Annotated in this window: 17 protein-coding genes; 5 read left to right on the top strand and 12 right to left on the bottom strand. The window is 67.2% G+C overall.

Annotated features, from left to right (window positions below):
- The first annotated feature begins 17 nt into the window (after nucleotides 1–17).
- The 3 genes from moaA to B5X90_RS07015 all read left to right on the top strand — a co-directional run bounded on the left by moaA (nucleotide 18) and on the right by B5X90_RS07015 (nucleotide 1,844).
- Complete coding sequence (moaA, locus tag B5X90_RS07005) at nucleotides 18–1,157, top strand: GTP 3',8-cyclase MoaA (RefSeq protein ID WP_179129076.1); 1,140 nt, start codon at nucleotides 18–20, stop codon at nucleotides 1,155–1,157.
- Between the two features lie 7 nt (nucleotides 1,158–1,164).
- Nucleotides 1,165–1,431, top strand: a complete 267-nt coding sequence (locus B5X90_RS07010; RefSeq protein WP_079551345.1) for a MoaD/ThiS family protein — start codon at nucleotides 1,165–1,167, stop codon at nucleotides 1,429–1,431.
- A gap of 131 nt (nucleotides 1,432–1,562) precedes the next feature.
- The gene (locus B5X90_RS07015; RefSeq protein ID WP_079551347.1) at nucleotides 1,563–1,844 is read left to right on the top strand and encodes a hypothetical protein; all 282 of its coding nucleotides are present in this window, start codon (nucleotides 1,563–1,565) and stop codon (nucleotides 1,842–1,844) included.
- Between the two features lie 36 nt (nucleotides 1,845–1,880).
- On the opposite strand, the gene B5X90_RS07020 is transcribed toward B5X90_RS07015, so the two are convergent.
- From B5X90_RS07020 to B5X90_RS07060, 9 genes are all read right to left on the bottom strand, one after another.
- Nucleotides 1,881–2,378, bottom strand: coding sequence for a DUF1579 domain-containing protein (locus tag B5X90_RS07020; protein ID WP_256860102.1), 498 nt, complete (start codon nucleotides 2,376–2,378; stop codon nucleotides 1,881–1,883).
- Nucleotides 2,379–2,435: 57 nt separating this feature from the next.
- On the bottom strand, nucleotides 2,436–3,785 hold the full coding sequence (locus B5X90_RS07025) for a M16 family metallopeptidase (RefSeq protein WP_079551351.1): 1,350 nt from the start codon (nucleotides 3,783–3,785) through the stop codon (nucleotides 2,436–2,438).
- 105 nt (nucleotides 3,786–3,890) lie between these two features.
- On the bottom strand, nucleotides 3,891–6,140 hold the full coding sequence (locus B5X90_RS07030) for a polyribonucleotide nucleotidyltransferase (RefSeq protein WP_079551353.1): 2,250 nt from the start codon (nucleotides 6,138–6,140) through the stop codon (nucleotides 3,891–3,893).
- Nucleotides 6,141–6,387: 247 nt separating this feature from the next.
- On the bottom strand, nucleotides 6,388–6,657 hold the full coding sequence (gene rpsO / locus B5X90_RS07035; RefSeq protein WP_018774485.1) for a 30S ribosomal protein S15: 270 nt from the start codon (nucleotides 6,655–6,657) through the stop codon (nucleotides 6,388–6,390).
- Nucleotides 6,658–6,796: 139 nt separating this feature from the next.
- On the bottom strand, nucleotides 6,797–8,125 hold the full coding sequence (kynU, locus tag B5X90_RS07040; RefSeq protein WP_079551356.1) for a kynureninase: 1,329 nt from the start codon (nucleotides 8,123–8,125) through the stop codon (nucleotides 6,797–6,799).
- Nucleotides 8,122–8,976 (bottom strand): tryptophan 2,3-dioxygenase, encoded by an 855-nt coding sequence (gene kynA, locus B5X90_RS07045; protein WP_079551358.1) that lies wholly within the window; start codon nucleotides 8,974–8,976, stop codon nucleotides 8,122–8,124. Before kynA ends, kynU begins: the two co-directional genes overlap by 4 nt.
- Nucleotides 8,977–9,074: 98 nt before the next feature.
- Nucleotides 9,075–10,058, bottom strand: coding sequence for a bifunctional riboflavin kinase/FAD synthetase (locus B5X90_RS07050; RefSeq protein ID WP_079551360.1), 984 nt, complete (start codon nucleotides 10,056–10,058; stop codon nucleotides 9,075–9,077).
- Nucleotides 10,059–10,248: 190 nt separating this feature from the next.
- A complete protein-coding gene (locus B5X90_RS07055) occupies nucleotides 10,249–10,632 on the bottom strand; it encodes a hypothetical protein (RefSeq protein ID WP_079551362.1) in 384 nt (127 codons plus the stop codon).
- Nucleotides 10,633–10,812: 180 nt separating this feature from the next.
- A complete protein-coding gene (locus B5X90_RS07060) occupies nucleotides 10,813–12,549 on the bottom strand; it encodes an HNH endonuclease signature motif containing protein (RefSeq protein ID WP_079551364.1) in 1,737 nt (578 codons plus the stop codon).
- A gap of 192 nt (nucleotides 12,550–12,741) precedes the next feature.
- Between B5X90_RS07060 and B5X90_RS07065 the strand changes: the two genes are divergently transcribed.
- Entirely contained in the window at nucleotides 12,742–13,296 is a 555-nt protein-coding gene (locus B5X90_RS07065) for an NUDIX domain-containing protein (RefSeq protein ID WP_079551366.1), read from the top strand.
- A gap of 10 nt (nucleotides 13,297–13,306) precedes the next feature.
- On the opposite strand, the gene B5X90_RS07070 is transcribed toward B5X90_RS07065, so the two are convergent.
- From B5X90_RS07070 to truB, 3 genes are read right to left on the bottom strand one after another with little or no spacing between them, the layout of a single operon-like run.
- The gene (locus B5X90_RS07070) at nucleotides 13,307–13,858 is read right to left on the bottom strand and encodes a hypothetical protein (RefSeq protein ID WP_256860103.1); all 552 of its coding nucleotides are present in this window, start codon (nucleotides 13,856–13,858) and stop codon (nucleotides 13,307–13,309) included.
- Between the two features lie 19 nt (nucleotides 13,859–13,877).
- A complete protein-coding gene (locus tag B5X90_RS07075) occupies nucleotides 13,878–14,231 on the bottom strand; it encodes a hypothetical protein (protein ID WP_079551371.1) in 354 nt (117 codons plus the stop codon).
- Nucleotides 14,231–15,199 (bottom strand): tRNA pseudouridine(55) synthase TruB, encoded by a 969-nt coding sequence (gene truB / locus B5X90_RS07080; RefSeq protein WP_079551373.1) that lies wholly within the window; start codon nucleotides 15,197–15,199, stop codon nucleotides 14,231–14,233. Before truB ends, B5X90_RS07075 begins: the two co-directional genes overlap by 1 nt.
- 86 nt (nucleotides 15,200–15,285) lie before the next feature.
- Between truB and B5X90_RS07085 the strand changes: the two genes are divergently transcribed.
- Nucleotides 15,286–16,500 carry a pyridoxal phosphate-dependent aminotransferase gene (locus B5X90_RS07085; protein WP_079551376.1) on the top strand — a complete coding sequence of 405 codons (1,215 nt, stop codon included), beginning with the start codon at nucleotides 15,286–15,288 and terminating at the stop codon, nucleotides 16,498–16,500.
- Nucleotides 16,501–16,530: the final 30 nt, after the last annotated feature.

The following is a 16,530-nucleotide window of genomic DNA, read 5'->3' on the forward strand; positions in this document are numbered from 1 at the left end:
TGGCGTAGCCTGACACTATGACAGTTCAACTGGGTATGCCCCAGCCCCGCGTGGCAGGCAGTCCCGGAGCGGGAACGCCTGCTGCAGCCGCGCTGCCCGGGCGTCCGGAGGGCCTGCCTGCCGGGCTCGTGGATCGCTACGGCCGCCGTGCCACGGACATGCGCCTCTCACTGACGGACAAGTGCAATCTGCGTTGCACCTATTGCATGCCGGCCGAGGGCCTGGAATGGCTGTCCAAGCAGGCGGTGATGTCCGCGGAGGAAATCGTCCGGATCGTGCGGATCGGCGTCGACACGCTCGGCGTGCGTGAACTGCGGCTGACCGGCGGCGAGCCCCTGGTGCGGGCGGACCTGCTGCAGATCATCGCCGCGCTCCGCCAGGCCCACCCCGACCTGCCAATCTCGATGACCACTAACGCCGTCGGCCTGGACAAGAAGGCCGCCGGGCTCAAAGCCGCGGGACTGACCAGAATCAACGTCTCGCTGGACTCCCTGCATGAAGAAACCTTTGCCAAGCTGACCCGCCGGCCCTTCCTGGACCGGGTCCTCGCCGGCGTCGACGCCGCCTGGGCCGCAGGCCTGGGCCCGGTCAAGCTCAACGCTGTACTCATGCGCGGGATTAACGACGCCGAGTCCCCGGCCCTCCTGGCCTGGGCACTGGACCGCGGCTATGAACTGCGCTTCATCGAACAGATGCCGCTCGACGCGGACCACGGCTGGACCCGGCGGAACATGATCACAGCCGCGGAGATCCGGGAACTGCTCTCGGTCGACTACGTGCTCAGTTCCGACCCGCGGGACCGCGACGGCGCCCCGGCGGAACGGTTCGAAGTCCGGGCACGGGTTCCCGGCACCGACCGGGCCACCGGCCCTGTGCTCGGCACTGTGGGCATCATCGCCTCCGTCACGGAGCCGTTCTGCTCGGACTGCCGCCGGACGCGCATCACCGCGGAGGGCAAAATCATGAGCTGCCTGTTCTCGCGCGAGGAAGTGGATCTGCTGGGGCTGCTGCGCGAGGGCGCCAGCGACGAACAGCTCGCCGAACGCTGGCAGGATGCCATGTGGATCAAGCCCAAGGCCCACGGCATGGACCACGTGGGCCTCGACGCGCCCGACTTCGTCCAGCCGGACCGCAGCATGAGCGCCATCGGAGGCTGATCTTTTCGTGAATGTACGCTACTTCGCTGCCGCGCGCGCTGCCGCCGGCGTGGATGAAGAACGCTACGACCTCGCCGACGGCGACACCCTCGCCTCCCTGCTCGAGGCGATCCTCGCTGTCGAGCGCCCCGAACCGCCGGCCGGGACGCCGCCGCTGGCACGCATCCTGTCCCGCTCCAGCTTCCTGCTCAACGAAGTTGCCGTGCGGGACCATGCCGCAGCGCTGCAGCCGGCCGACGTCGTCGACGTTCTGCCGCCGTTCGCCGGCGGCTAGGACGGGCACGCCCGCGCGATGAAGCCGGTACGTCGGGTCCAGGAACTCCTGGGGTATCGCGTTTAGCTGACCGGTTCTAGAGTGTGGAATATCCGCCGCGGCGGGCAACAAACACCAACGAGGAGGGCAGCATGTTCACCTTGCAGATCGAGCATAAAATCAAAGATTTCGCCCTGTGGAAAGCGGCGTTCGACCGTGATCCGGTCAACCGCGCGGCGTCGGGCGTCACCGCGTACCGCATCAACCAACCCGTGGACGACCCGCACTTTGTCGTGGTTGAGCTGGACTTCGAGCAGCGCGAGCAGGCGGAGGCCTTGTTGGCCAATCTTCAGGCGAAGGTGTGGAACTCCGCCGAGGCGGCGCCCGCCCTTGAGGGAACTCCGAAGACCCGGATCCTGCAGGGAGCCGCCTGAGACCTTATGCCGGGGACCTTATGCCGGGACGAAGCCTCACGCCGGGACGGCAGCGCCCTCCGCGGCGCGGCGGCACACGGTGGTCATGAAGGGGGTGAAGTCGCTCGCCCTGCCCAGGCGGAGACCGGCTGCGTGTGTCAGTTCGCCGTCATCGACCCGGAAGGTGTGCCGTGCGGTGCCCCGGTCGCTGCGCCGTTCCACGGTCAATGTGCCATCTTCCATGCTGGCGCGCGCGGGCGCCTCGGGCGGCTGACCCAGGCTGTTGACGTGGTACCAGAGGGTGTCGGGGTGGTCCGGGTCCGTCGTAAAGACCCCATGGCCTTCGGAGCGGTTGCCGTCCGGGTCCGTGTGCCGGTAGCTCTGGGTGACGGCAAGCCCGGCGGCCGCCCGGGAAAAGATGATCTCGGTGTCCGCGCTGCGCGCCGGACCCCACGCGGTCGCCTCCCAGTGCGTCATCCCCGTCCAATGGCCCAGGAACCCCTCAAGCGCCTCGCATGCACTGCCTGGCAGTGGCCGGTCCACAGTTTCTCCCATATGGAGTTCCTCCCGAGTGACCCCGCCACCATCATGACGCCGCTCGAGTTGCAATGTCTAGGCCAGGAGTCCGAACGTCTCGGTTTCCTCGAACGGGCCGACCACCGTGACGGTCCGCGGGGCTGCCGCGAGCTCACGGGCAAGCTCCTGGACCTCCGCGGCTGTGACGGCCTTGATCTGGCGCAGGGTCTCATCGATGTCCTGGTACTCGCCGGACACCAGTTCCGCGCGGCCCAGCCGGGACATCCGGGAACCGGTGTCCTCCAGCGCCAGCACGATTCCGCCGCACAGCTGGCCCTCTGCTTTGCGGAGCTCCTCGTCAGAGATGCCGTCGGCGGCCAGCTTGTCCAGCTCGGCGCCCAGCAAATCGATGACCTGCCGGACCTTCGACGGGGTGCATCCGGCGTACATGCCGAAATAGCCGGCGTCGGCGTAGGAGGAGGCGAAAGAGTAGGTCGAGTAGACGAGGCCGCGCTTTTCCCGGACCTCCTGGAAGAGGCGCGAGGACATGCCGCCGCCGAGGACGGCGTTGAGCACACTCATTACAAAGCGGCGGCCGTCGGTGGCGACCAGCGAGGGGCAACCCATAATGATGTTGGCCTGCTCCACCTGCCTCTTGACCACATGCAGGCCGGCCGTACCGGTAATCGATGCACGTTCGGTGGAGCGGCGCTGCACGGGGGCGGCCGCGGCCTCAAGGTTCCATCCGGCGGAGTGCAGGGCATCCACCACGAGCCCGCAGACGACGTCGTGGTCCAGGCCGCCGGCCGCGGTGACCACGAGCTCATCGGGACGGTAGTAGCGGCGGTAGTGGTCCCACACCGAGTCGCGTGCCACGGCCCGGATGGCTGCCGGGGTGCCGCCGATGGGGCGGCCCAGCGGGTGCGTTCCCAGCACTGCGGCCACGAAGTTCTCGTGCGCGACGTCGGTGGGGTCGTCGCTGTCCATGGCGATTTCCTCGAGGATGACGTCCCGCTCCTGCTCCATCTCCTGCGGGTCCAGGACCGCGCCGGTGATCATGTCTGCAATGACGTCGATCGCCATGGGAAGGTCCGTGTCCAGCACGCGGGCAAAGTAGCAGGTGCTTTCCTTTGCGGTGGCGGCGTTGGATTCCCCGCCTACCTCGTCGAAGGCCGAGGCGATCTCCAGCGCGGTGCGGCGCTTGGTGCCCTTGAAAAGCAGGTGCTCCAGGAAGTGCGTGGAGCCGTGCTGGCCGGGGGCTTCATCGCGCGAGCCGACGCCAACCCAGAAACCGATCGTGGCAGAGCGTTGGCCGGGCATGGCCTCGGTCAGGACGCGGACGCCGCCGGGCAGCACCGAGCGGCGCACCTCAGAGCCGCCGTCGGCGCCGTGGATCAGGGTGTCAGCGTGCTGGTTCTGCTCTAGCGGCAGGGGGACGACAGTCATCAAGGCCTTTCATTGAACACATGCCAAATCTGCCTGCAATCCTACCTTTAACAGCAGCAGGGCCGGTGGTTGATCCACCGGCCCTGCTTTTTGACTCAGGAGAGACTACTCTGCGGCGTCCGCGGAGACCTCAGCGTTGTCAGCGTTCTCAGCGCCAGCCTCCTCAGCCACGACGGGCGAGAGGGACAGCTTTCCACGATCGTCGATCTTGGTGATTTCCACCTGGATCTTCTGGCCCACGGAGACGACGTCGTCGACGTTGTCCACGCGCTTGCCGCCGGCGATCTTGCGCAGCTCGGAGATGTGCAGGAGGCCGTCCTTGCCCGGGGTCAGGGAAACGAAGGCGCCGAAGGTGGTGGTCTTGACGACCGTGCCCAGGTAGCGCTCACCGATTTCCGGGATCTGCGGGTTGGCGATGGCGTTGATCGCGGACCGTGCTGCGTCGGCAGACGGGCCGTTGGTGGCGCCAATGTAGACAGTCCCGTCGTCCTCGATCGAGATGTCGGCTCCGGTGTCTTCCTGGATCTGGTTGATCATCTTGCCCTTCGGGCCGATGACCTCGCCGATCTTGTCAACCGGGATCTTGACCGCGATGACGCGCGGCGCGAACTCGGAGAGCTCGTCCGGGGTGTCGATCGCTGAGTTCAGGACGTCCAGGATGTGCAGGCGGGCTTCGCGGGCCTGCTTCAGGGCCGCGGCCAGGACCGAGGCGGGGATGCCGTCGAGCTTCGTGTCCAGCTGGATGGCCGTGACGAACTCGGAGGTACCGGCAACCTTGAAGTCCATGTCACCGAAGGCATCTTCGGCGCCGAGGATATCGGTCAGGGCGGCGTAACGGGTCTGGCCGTCGACCTGGTCGGAGACCAGGCCCATGGCGATACCGGCAACGGCAGCCTTCAGCGGCACGCCTGCGTTCAGCAGGGACAGCGTGGAGGCGCAGACGGAACCCATCGACGTCGAACCGTTGGAGCTGAGAGCCTCAGACACCTGGCGGATGGCGTAGGGGAATTCCTCGCGGGACGGCAGCACCGGCATGATGGCGCGCTCTGCGAGGGCACCGTGGCCGATTTCGCGGCGCTTCGGGGAACCGACGCGGCCGGTCTCGCCGGTGGAGTACGGCGGGAAGTTGTAGTTGTGCATGTAGCGCTTGCGCGTCACGGGAGACAGCGAGTCGATCTGCTGTTCCATCTTGAGCATGTTCAGCGTGGTGACACCCATGATCTGGGTCTCGCCGCGTTCGAAGATGGCCGAGCCGTGGACGCGGGGCAGGACCTCAACCTCGGCGGTGAGCTGGCGGATGTCCGTCAGGCCGCGGCCGTCGATGCGGATCTGGTCCTTGAGGATGCGCTGGCGCACAACCTGCTTGGTGACGGAGCGGAAGGCTGCGGACAGCTCCTTCTCGCGGCCTTCGAACTGGCCGGCCAGGGAAGAGGTGACCTCGTCCTTGAGCTCGTCGGACGCGGTGTCGCGTTCCTGCTTGTCGGCGATCTGGAAGACAGCGGCCAGCTTCTCGGCGGCAGCGGACTCCACAGCGGCGTAGACGTCGTCCTGGTAGTCCAGGAAGACCGGGAACTCGACGGTCGGCTTGGCGGCGCGGGCTGCCAGGTCGGACTGTGCTTCGCAAAGGGCCTTGATGAACGGCTTGGCAGCCTCGAGGCCTTCGGAGACAACCTCTTCGGTCGGGGCGGTGGCGCCCTGTTCCTTGATGAGGTTCCAGGAGTTGTCGGTGGCTTCGGCTTCAACCATCATGATGGCGACGTCGTCACCGGCGATGCGGCCGGCGACGACCATGTTGAAGACGGCATTCTCGAGCTGGGAGTGCTTCGGGAACGCAACCCACTGCGAGCCGTTCTCGTCGGCGACGAGGGCAACGCGGACGCCGCCGATCGGGCCGGAGAAGGGCAGGCCGGAGAGCTGGGTGGACATCGAGGACGCGTTGATCGCGACGACGTCGTAGAGCTCGTCCGGGTTGATGGACAGCACGGTGACGACGATCTGGACTTCGTTGCGCAGGCCCTTGACGAACGCGGGGCGCAGCGGGCGGTCCATGAGGCGGCAGGCCAGGATGGCTTCCGTGGAGGGACGGCCTTCGCGGCGGAAGAACGAGCCCGGGATGCGGCCGGCGGCGTACATACGCTCTTCGACGTCGACGGTCAGCGGGAAGAAGTCGAAACCTTCACGCGGGTGCTTGCCGGCGGTGGTTGCGGACAGCAGCGCGGTCTCTTCATCGATGTAGACCATCGCTGCGCCGGCTGCCTGCTTGGCAAGGCGGCCGGTTTCAAAGCGGATTACACGCTTGCCGAAGCGGCCATTGTCAATGATTGCTTCTGAGAACTGGATTTCGGGACCCTCCATAGAGAGTCACCTCCGTTTCTTGGTTCACGGAGCCCAGCCGCATCAACCCAGCCCAGCATCTGTCTACTGGCCTGCACTGCACCCGGTCATCGATCGAGACCCACGGGCCGGGCCTCATTCCTTGAGGCCGTTCCCGGGGATCACTACCGAGGACCGCGAATGCGTGATGCGGTTGATCCTCCTGTTTAGTTTTTTCCTGAAGAAGGCGGCCCTTTCCGGTCCGGAAGGGGCCGCCCCTTAAAGCTGACTAGCGACGCAGGCCGAGGCGCTCGATGAGCTTACGGTAGCGGGTGATGTCAGTGTTCTTGAGGTAGGTGAGCATGCGCTTGCGACGACCAACCATGGCCAGCAGACCGCGCTGGGTGTGGTAATCGTGCTTGTGCTCCTTCATGTGCTCAGTGAGATCCTTGATCCGCTGAGTCAGGACTGCAACCTGGACCTCCGGCGAACCGGTGTCGCCCTCGGACGTTGCGAAATCCTTGATGATGGACTGCTTTACAGCGGCTTCAAGTGCCACAATAACTCCTAGAGATGTGCCGTGAGGCCCGAATCAGTAATGCACTGCCGGGGGTGCCGTCCCGGAATTTTCCCGCCGAAGCCGGGCATTCCGTACACAACAGGAGCCAGCCGCCACGGACTGCAGCCGGATCCAACGTTCAGTTTAGTGGCACGTCCGCGGTCTTGTCGAAACCGCCGGGCGCGGCGGCCGACTCCCCTGGCGATGCGGATCCACTTTCCTGGGCTGCGAGCAGCTCGCGAATAGCGGCGACGCCCCGGTAAAGCTCCGCATAGGACGTGCTGAGCGGCGAGAGCCCGATCCTGATGCCCTGCGGGGCGCGGAAATCGGGAATTACGTCCTGGTCCCACAATGTAGCCGTCATTTCCCGGAAGGCCGGGTGGTCGATGGTTACGTGGCTCCCGCGCAGTTCTGCCTCCCGCGGGGTGGACAGCTGCACGCCGGCCGGCGCCAGCCAGGCGTCGTAAAGTTCGAGGGCATAAGCGGTCAGCAACCGTGACTTCTCCCGCAGGGACGCCATCCCCGCTTCCTCGATCAGGTCCAGGGTGCCGCGCATGGCGAGCATCCCGAAGATCGCCGGAGTGCCGCTAAGGAAGCCGCGGATGCCGGGGGCGGCCTCGTAGCCGGGACCCATTTCGAACGCGTCCTTGCGCCCCATCCAGCCCCAGATGGGCTGCTGCAGCCCGGCCAGGTGCCGGGCGTTGATGTAGGCGAAGGCGGGCGAGCCCGGTCCCCCGTTCAGGTATTTGTAGGTGCAGCCTGCCGCGAAGTCGACGTCGGCGTCGTCCAAAGCGATCTCTACCGACCCGGCGGAGTGGCACAGGTCCCAGACCACCAGGGCGCCGGCGTCGTGGATTGCCGCGGTGATGCCCGGCAGGTCCGCGAGAAAGCCGGAGCGGTAGGCGATCTGGCTCAGGACCACGACGGCGGTGGCCGGGCCGGTGGCGTCCCGCACCTGCTCGACGGTGACGCCGGAGGCGGGATCGGCGTCGATCCAGCGCAGGGTCAGGCCTTCTTCACGGGCGATTCCCTCCACCAGGTAGCGGTCGGTGGGGAAATTATCCTTGTCCAGGACGATCTCGGTCCGGGCCGGATCAGTGACGGCTGCCAGAGCGGCGCGGATGAGCTTGTACAGCACCACGGTGGTGGAATCGGCAATGATCGTCTGCCCCGGCGCCGCGCCGAGCACGGCACGGCCGAGCTGGTCGCCGATCTTCTGCGGCAGTTCGAGCCATTCCTCGTCCCAGCCCCGGATCAGGCGGCCGCCCCAGCTGTCCTGGATGAAGCTGCCGATGTCGGTGACGGTCCGCTTGAGCGGACGGCCCAGGGAGTTGCCGTCAAGGTAGGACAGGTCCGTGTCCGTGCCGACGAAGTGGTCGCGGTAGCCTGCCAGCGGATCCGCGGCGTCGAGGTCGAGGGCGCGCTGCCACAGGATGTCCGTCGCTTCGGTGTTGGCGGAGCTACTCACTGGCCGATCTCCGTCCGCACGGCGAAGAGCTCGGGGAAGAAGGTCAGTTCGAGGGCCTTCTGCAGGAACGCGGCGCCGCTGGATCCTCCGGTGCCGGCCTTCATGCCGATGGTCCGCTGGACGGTGCGCAGGTGGCGGAAGCGCCACAGCTGGAAGTTGTCCTCAAGGTCCACAAGTTCCTCGCAGGCCTCGTAGGCGCCCCAGTTGCTGGCGGCGTTCTCGTAGATGTACTTGAACACCGGGACCAGTTCGGGGCAGAACTCGTGGGCCTTGGTGACGTCGCGCTCCAGCACGGAGGCCGGGACGTCGAAGCCCTGGCGCTTGAGATAGGCGAGGAAATCGTCGTAGATGCTGGGGGCTTCGAGCAGTTCGCGCAGCATTTCGTGGGCCTCGGGGTCCGATTCGAACACCGGAAGCATCTTGGCGTTCTTGTTGCCGAGGAGGAACTCGACCGCGCGGTACTGGCTGGACTGGAATCCGGACGAGTTGCCGAGGAAGCCGCGGAACTGGGAGTACTCGGTGGGCGTCAGGGTGGCCAGCACGGACCATTGCTCGGTGAGCGTCTTTTGAATGTGCTTGACGCGGGCGATCGCCTTCAGGGCGGACCCGAGGTCGTCCGACCGCAGCCACGCGGCGGCGCTGCGCAGCTCGTGCAATACCAGCTTCAGCCACAGCTCCGTGGTCTGGTGCTGGATGATGAACAGCATCTCGTCGTGGTGTTCCGGGGTGCTGACCGGCTGCTGGGCGCTGAGCAGGGTGGGCAACTGCAGGTAGGACGCGTAGCTCATCCGCGCACTGAAGTCCCGGACAATGTCCTGGTCCAGTTCCCTCGTGTTTTTCTCGATGGTCACGTGTTTTGCCTTCCTTGCCACATGGCTGCCAATCAGCGCGCGGCTCCAGTGAATCAGAACATTGTCAGCGCGGGGCCGACGCCGATCCGGCCCGGTTTTTAGCGGGCGAACAGGAGGTCGTGGGCCTGGACGACGTCCAGGCGCATCTGCTCCACCAAAGCTTCCGCCCCACGGTACGCCACCATGCCGCGCAGCCTGGCGACAAATTCCACCACAACTGTCTGGTCGTACAGATCGAAGTCGTCGGGAGACTCTTCCGGGCGGTCGATCACGTGGGCCTCGACCTGACGGCTCACGCCGTCGAACGTCGGGTTCGAGCCCACGGAGATGGCGGCGGGCCAGCGCGTGCCGGCCTGGTCCACGAGCCAGCCGGCGTAGATGCCGTCCGCGGGGATGTACCCGGTGGCCGTCGAGGAGAGGTTCGCGGTGGGGAAGCCGAGGTCGCGGCCGCGTGCGGCACCGTGCACCACCTCGCCGCGCATCCGGTGCGGCCTGCCGAGGACAGCAGCGGCAGTGGCGACGTCGCCCGCGCGCAGGGCCTCGCGCACCCACGTGGACGAACAGCGGCGGTCCGTGCCGCCGTCGTCGTGGATGGGAAAGCCCTCCGAGCCGAACTCGCTGATGACCAGCACCTCGAACCCGAGCTTCTTGCCCAGCTCCTGCATGGTGGCGAGGTCCCCGGAATTGCCGCGGCCAAACCGGGCGTCGTGGCCGATCACCACGTGGCTGGCCTTGAGGCTGTCGACCAGCACTGTCGCGACGAATTCCTCGGGGGTGAGGCTGGCGAGCTCCATCGAGTACTTCATCACCAGGACGGCATCGAGACCGAGCTCTCCGAGGGCCACGAGCTTATCCTCCAGCCCCATGATCAGCTCGGGAGCCGATTCCGGGCGGTGTACCTGCGCGGGGTGCGGGTCGAAGGTGATGGCGACGGCGCGTGCGTGGTTCAACCGGGCGGTACGGATGAGCTGCGACAGCACCTGCTGGTGGCCGCGGTGCACGCCGTCGAAATTGCCGAACGTGACAACCGAAGGACCAAAGTCCGCCGGGACCTCGGACAGATCGTTCCAGATGTGGACCATCAACCTCGCCTTTTGCTGCCTGCCATGAACTCCTCCGGAGCGACCGTGCCGGCTCCGGAACTCTCTAAGATTACCCGCAATCCGGGCAACTCCCGGACGGTCCGCCGGGCGCCGGGGCAGCCTCGTAAACGCCCCGCCGGAGGGACCACGGTTAATCGGAGGCAGGGCGAAGGTGTGAGGCGGGCGGGCACTACCGCCCGAGCAAAAGCCGCCGCTCGCTGTCGCGCACCGCCTGTTTCCGCCAATTCCGCCAATGCAGCAGCACGGCGACGAGGATGAGGGGGACGTGGAGCCCAGGCAGGATATTCGCTAACCACCGCGGCAGGTAGATGTCCGTGACGGAGCCCGAGCCGTCGCCAAGATTTTTCGCGACGACGGTCAGCGGGCATTGGAAGCCGGTGCCCGCAAAAATCAGCGATTCGCCGGCGACCACGACGGCGGCAGCCCTCGTCTTCCTGTCATTGCGGCCCGTGATGCCGGCGTACAGGACGTAGGCCATACAGGCCTCGATGACGAGCCACGCAACGGTGTGGAGCGTCTTCACTGCCCGCAGCATCAGACTGCGCTGGTCCATGCCTCCACCCTAGGCCCACCGTGGCGCCCATGCTTGGGACTTTCGGCCCGGTGCAGGGAGCCCGGCGACGTGGGAGCGGATTCTGGGGTGCCACCGAGCCAGTCGAGGCGAGGTTCAGTCCAGCTGCGGGGTCACCCCGGGCGAGCTTCAGTCCAGGCGAGCTTCAGTCCAGGCGCGGTGTCACTCCAGGCGAAAGTATGTGTTCCGTCGGGGCGTCTGGGCGGGGTCGAGATGCGGTGGCGGGATGAACCAGGGGATGCCCGTCCGCATACGGATGCTCCAGTGTTCCTTGTGGATCACGTGGTGGTGATAGCTGCAGAGCAGGGTTCCGTTCTCGGTCCCGGTGGTTCCGCCGCGGGACCAGTAGGTGATGTGGTGGGCCTCGCACCACGGCGCCGGAATGGTGCATTGCGGGAAGGCGCAGCCCTGGTCCCGGGCCGTGATGGCCTTGCGGATATGGGGCAGGAAGACCCGGGAGGCACGGCCGACGTTCAAAACCTGCCCCTCCCCACCCAGCACGACCGGGATGATGTCGGCGTCGCAAGCGATCTTGCGGATGCTGCCGGCGGTGATTGGGCCGGTGAACATCAGCGATCCCGTGCCGCCCTCGTTGTCGCTGCCAAGCCGCTGGACGAGGTCCCGGTAGTCGATGGTGGCCATGACCTGGGGCCGGAGCCCGCCCGCCGTGGGCAGCCCTCCGGTTGCGAGGGCCACTTTGCAGGCACCGACCAGGCCATCCAGCAGCCGTTGCGGCCGGGAACGGAGGTCGAGTGGTCTCCCTTCGCCGTCCTCGACGGCGACTGAAACCTCCGCAGGTGCTGGGACCATCGCACGGCCGCTGCCAGAAGTATCGCCACCCTCTGTGCGGGGGTTGGTGGCGGTGTTCATCACGGTCACCAGGTGCTCGAACTGGTCCGCGGTCGCGAATATTTCCAGGTGCTGCAGGCCGTGCCGGGGTTTGCGGAGGAAGGCACCCTGGAGCTGGCGGAGCAGTTCCTCGGAGGGTTCCGCGCCGTCCTGGTCCATCGCGTCAGTCCATCGCCGGGCGATCCGGGCCAGGAAATCGGCGTCGTTTTCGATGGCCGTCACGGTCAGGGCATGTTCCATGGTGGCGGCGGCCTCGGGGAGGCAGCTGTGCCGGACCCGATCCAGGGCGAGCGTGATGAGGGTTGCGGCGCGTGAGGCGACGTCTCCGGACGCGACGGCGGCGGCGAGCTCCTCCCGCACCGGCGGCCCGGTATGGCCGCCGCTGCCGGTGCGGGGCAGCAGCTCGGCGGCGAGCGTTAGCCTCCGCCGGGCCTCCGCGGCGCTGATCCGCAGCCGCGCCCGCAAAAACTCCGTGGCATTCCGGTAGCCGTCGTCCGCAGCAGCGGACATCCCAATTTGCCCGTCCAAGTCACCGCGGGGCTCAGTGCCGGCCCCGGCAGGCGTCCCGCCGACCGGAACGCCGGGAGCCCCGACGTACGACACGGCATCAGCTCCCCCGCCGGATCCGGCATCCGTCCTGCCGTCGGATTCCTGTTTCCAGCCTGTGAGCCAGCCCGCCTGGGCCGCTTCCGCACCCCACCCGTGTGCGGCCGGCGGGGTCAACGCGGCCTGTTTGCGCGTCCGCTCCACCGCGGCCGCGGCAACGAGCTGGAAGTATTCGACCGTGCGGAACAGGTCCTCGACGTGTCCGGCAAAGTCCGCGGCCTCCCGCAATCCAAACCAGGCGGCGTCGGCATCCACAGTCGGGCTCGAAGCCCGCAGCACCGCCAGCGCCGAGTCCACCGCCGCACCCGCGGCGCCCAGAGCACCCGGAGCGCCGCCGGCTGCGTCAGCCGCGCCGGGAGCGGCGGCCAGGCGGGGATGCCGGGAGGACACAGCCGGGCCGGCCCACGGGGCCCGGTCCGGGATGAACTCTCCAACGGCTTCCATAACTAAACTCTGCCAGAGGGGTACGACAGCAACAGCAGAAGCGATTTCGCGGCCGCGCGACGCGGCCGCGACTCATACTGGGTGACTCTCGGCAGCACCTCAGGGCACCTAAAGCCCACAGGGCACGCCGAGCACGTAACACTGCGTACGACGCCCGCCCTCCTACGGACCGGTGCGTGGCAAGCTGTAGGGATGGACAGCACAGCCGCGCCCCGAGTCGGGGAATCACCGTTCGCACCACCGCTGCCGGGCGATCCGCGCCGCCCGTTGGGCCCACGCGATCCTGGCGATGCCTGGGTCGAAGGCGACCGGGGACGGTTCTGGGGTCGGTTCGGTTCCGCCGGGCTCCTGGTCCACGACCCCGCCAAGGGGGTCCTGCTCCAGCACCGCGCGCTATGGAGCGATCAAGGCGGTACCTGGGGGCTCCCGGGCGGCGCCTTGCATCAGGGGGAAGAGGCCATCCACGGCGCGCTGCGGGAAGCACGGGAAGAAGCGGCCGTGCCGTCGGAGAACGTCCGCGTCCTGTTTACGTCCGTGTTCGACGTCGGTTACTGGACTTACACGACGGTCGTCGCCGAAGCAGTGCAACCCTTCGACGCAACAATCAGTGATCCGGAAAGCCTCGAACTGCAGTGGGTGGGGATTGACGCCGTCGGCAGCAAGCAACTGCACCCGGGCTTCGCGGCGGCCTGGCCGGGGCTACGCAGCAGGCTCACGGAGGCCGGGCGCATCGCCGGCCGGGTGTAGTCAGCCGGAGCTAGTGGTCCCGGGGCGCGGGCCGGCGGCGGTACAGCCAGATGAGTCCCAGGATCGGCAGCAGGAGCGGGATGAATCCGTAGCCGCGGCCAAACAGGGACCACACTGTCTCGTGCGGGAAGTTCACCGAGTCGAACACGCTAAGTGCTCCCACCACCAGGACGCCCACAAGCTCCACCAGGACTGCCGCGACGGAAACCTTGAACGCGGTGCGCCCCGGCTTCGCCAGGGACACGGTGGCCACGACGTACACGACGGCGGCGAACGCGGACAGCAGGTACGCCAACGGTGCCTCGGAAAACTTCGTGAGAATCTGGTAGCCGGCCCTGGCAGTCGCCGAAATCGCGAAGATGGCATAGACAGCAATCAGCAGCCGTCCCGGCCCGGTGTTGCGGGTATCGGTCGTCGCCGGCGCAGTGTCAGTCGCACCTGCGCCCGGGGCCGCGGTTTCCGCCGGCGCAGTGTCAGCGGACCCAGCGTCCGCCGGCCCAGTGGTCCGGGACGCCGGCCCAGCCGGGTTTCCGGTGCCGTCGTGCGGGGAGTTTGCGCTCACGTTTTCTGCCTCTTCCATCTCAATACCAGATCTGGTTCATACGCGCCGCCATCACCAGGGCGGTGACGCCGACGGCGGCCAGGACAAAGTTGCTCCAGCGGGTCCGTTCCAGGATGGACCAGTACACGGCCCCGATCGGGAGGATCAGCGCCGTCGCCAGATATCCCCAGAACTCCCAAGACTCCCCCGCGATCCGCTCGCCGCTGGCCACCCGGACAATCGAACCCGCCAGATAGACCAGGAGGGCAAGTTCGACGGCGGCCACCGACAGAATCGTCGTGTCGTTGGGCGCCTTCTTCAGGAGGCCCGCGACGACGCAGATGATGCTGGAGAGCAGGCCAACCACCAGAATGATGTAGAAATACGCGTCCACTACTGGCCGGCCAGCTTTTCCGTACCCGGCTTGCCGTTGCCGGGCCTGCCGTTGCCGGGCTTTTCATTATCCGGCGCGAAGACCAGCACAGGTTTGGCGTAGCTTCCCGCATCGGCCAGGAGGGCCACGAGCGAACCGTCCGGCGCAAACGCCGCTGCCGGTTTGTCCGCGGTCGCTGCCCCCGGCGTGCCTGCCGCTGCTCCAGCGGCGATCCTGCGTCCGAAGGAAATCTCGGTGGTTTCCGCCTCGCTGAGTTCACGGTTCGGCATGAGTGCCCGGGCAGCGTCCGAGATCTCCAGGACGTCCAGCGTCTCGGCCAATTGTTCGAGGGTATGCGCCTGATTAAGGGTGTACGGACCCACTTGAGTCCTGCGCAGTGCCGTCAGGTGGCCGCCGACGCCGAGAGCATCACCGAGGTCGCGGGCCAGGGCACGGATGTAGGTGCCGGAGGAGCACTCCACGGTGACGTCGACGTCGAGGGCCTCGCCGTCGTGGACGGGACGGGTCTCGTGGATCTCAAAGCGGTGGATCGTCACGGGCCGGGCTGCGAGCTTGACCTCTTCACCGGACCGGACCCGGGCGTAGGCGCGTTCGCCGTTGACCTTGATGGCACTGACGCTGCTGGGAACCTGTTCGATTTCCCCGGTCAGTGCCGCGACGCCGGCGCGGACGGCGTCTTCGGTGACCCCGGCGGCGCTGCGGGTGGCAGTGACCTCGCCTTCGGCGTCGTCCGTCACGGTGGATTCACCGAGCCGGATGGTGGCCGTGTAGGTCTTGGACGTCCCCACGATGTAAGTCAGCAGGCGGGTGGCCTTGTTGATGCCCACCACCAGAACGCCGGTGGCCATCGGATCCAGTGTCCCGGCGTGGCCGACCTTTCGGGTACCGGCAATCCGCCGCATCCGTCCAACCACATCGTGGCTGGTCCAACCTTGCGGCTTGTCTACTATCACCAGTCCAGAAAGCACGCCTCCCAGTATATGCGGGCGAGCCCTGCCCCGACGCCCACGGCCCTCACCGCCCACCGTGGACGACGGGCGTTAGGATGGCACACATGCCCGAGCTTGCCGCACATGTCCGTGACGTCCCGATCAACCAGATCCGCGAGATCACCGAAGCCGCGTGGGGAACGCCCGGTGCGATCGTGCTCAGTATCGGCGAGCCGGGCTTCGCAGTCCCCCGCCACGTCCTTGAGGCCGGGATGGCCTGCCTCGACCGGGACGAGACCAACTACACACCCAACGCCGGGATCCCGGCACTCCGTGAGGCCTTCGCGGCCCGCTTCCGTGAACACAACGCGACGGCGGTCGGCGCCGAGCGCGTCTACGTGGTCGACGGCGCGCAGCAGGGCCTGCATTTTGCCATGAGCCTGTTGCTCTCCCCCGGCGACGAGATCCTCATCCCCAATCCCGGCTACCCCACCTTCGCGATGACCAGCAGCCTGCTGCACGCCGTTCCGGTCCGCTACCCGCTGTACCCGGAGCACGATTTCCAGCCGCGGATCGAGGACATCGAGGCGCTCATCACGCCCCGGACCAGGGTGCTGATCCTGAATTCCCCGTCCAACCCGCTCGGCGCTGTCCTGGGCGAGGACCTGACCCGCCGGCTTGTGGAGCTGGCGAGGCGGTACGACCTGTGGGTCATCTCCGACGAATGCTACGAGGCGTTCACCTACGATGTCCCGCACGTCAGCCCGGCCCGCTTCGACAGCGACGTCCCGGGCGAAGCACGCGTTTTCACCTCGCTCACGCTCTCCAAAACCTATGGGCTGACGGGACTGCGGATCGGTGCGCTGATCTGCCCGCCGGGGCTGGAACAGAAGATGAACAACGTGATGGAATCGATCGTGTCGTGCGTGGCCTCGCCGTCGCAGTACGCCGCGCTGGCAGCGCTGACCGGTCCGCAGGACTACGTCAGCCACGCCCATGCCCACTACCGGGCCAACCGCGACGCGGCTTCGGCGGTGCTGAGCGCCCACGGCATCCCCTACCTCGCGGCCCAAGGCGCGTTCTATTTGTGGGCGGACGTCTCGCATGCCAGTGGCGGGGATGTCCGGTCATGGACGCGCCGCTTCCTGGCGGACTCCGGCGTGGCCTTTGCCCCCGGCACGGCGTTCGGCTCCATCGGCGAGGGCTGGATCCGGATCGCGCTCTGCGGCAGCCGGGCCGATCTGGTGGAGGGACTCGGGCGCGTCCCTGCACGCGAGCCGGCAGCGGACACCGACAGGTCCACCGGCCCTATCGCCGGGCCGGCCGGCGCCCTAGCCTAAACTCACGGCGATTCCAGGCTGGCCCGCCTA

Origin of the sequence: Arthrobacter sp. 49Tsu3.1M3 (assembly GCF_900168135.1) — a bacterium.
In the GTDB taxonomy this organism is placed as follows: Bacteria; Actinomycetota; Actinomycetes; order Actinomycetales; family Micrococcaceae; genus Arthrobacter.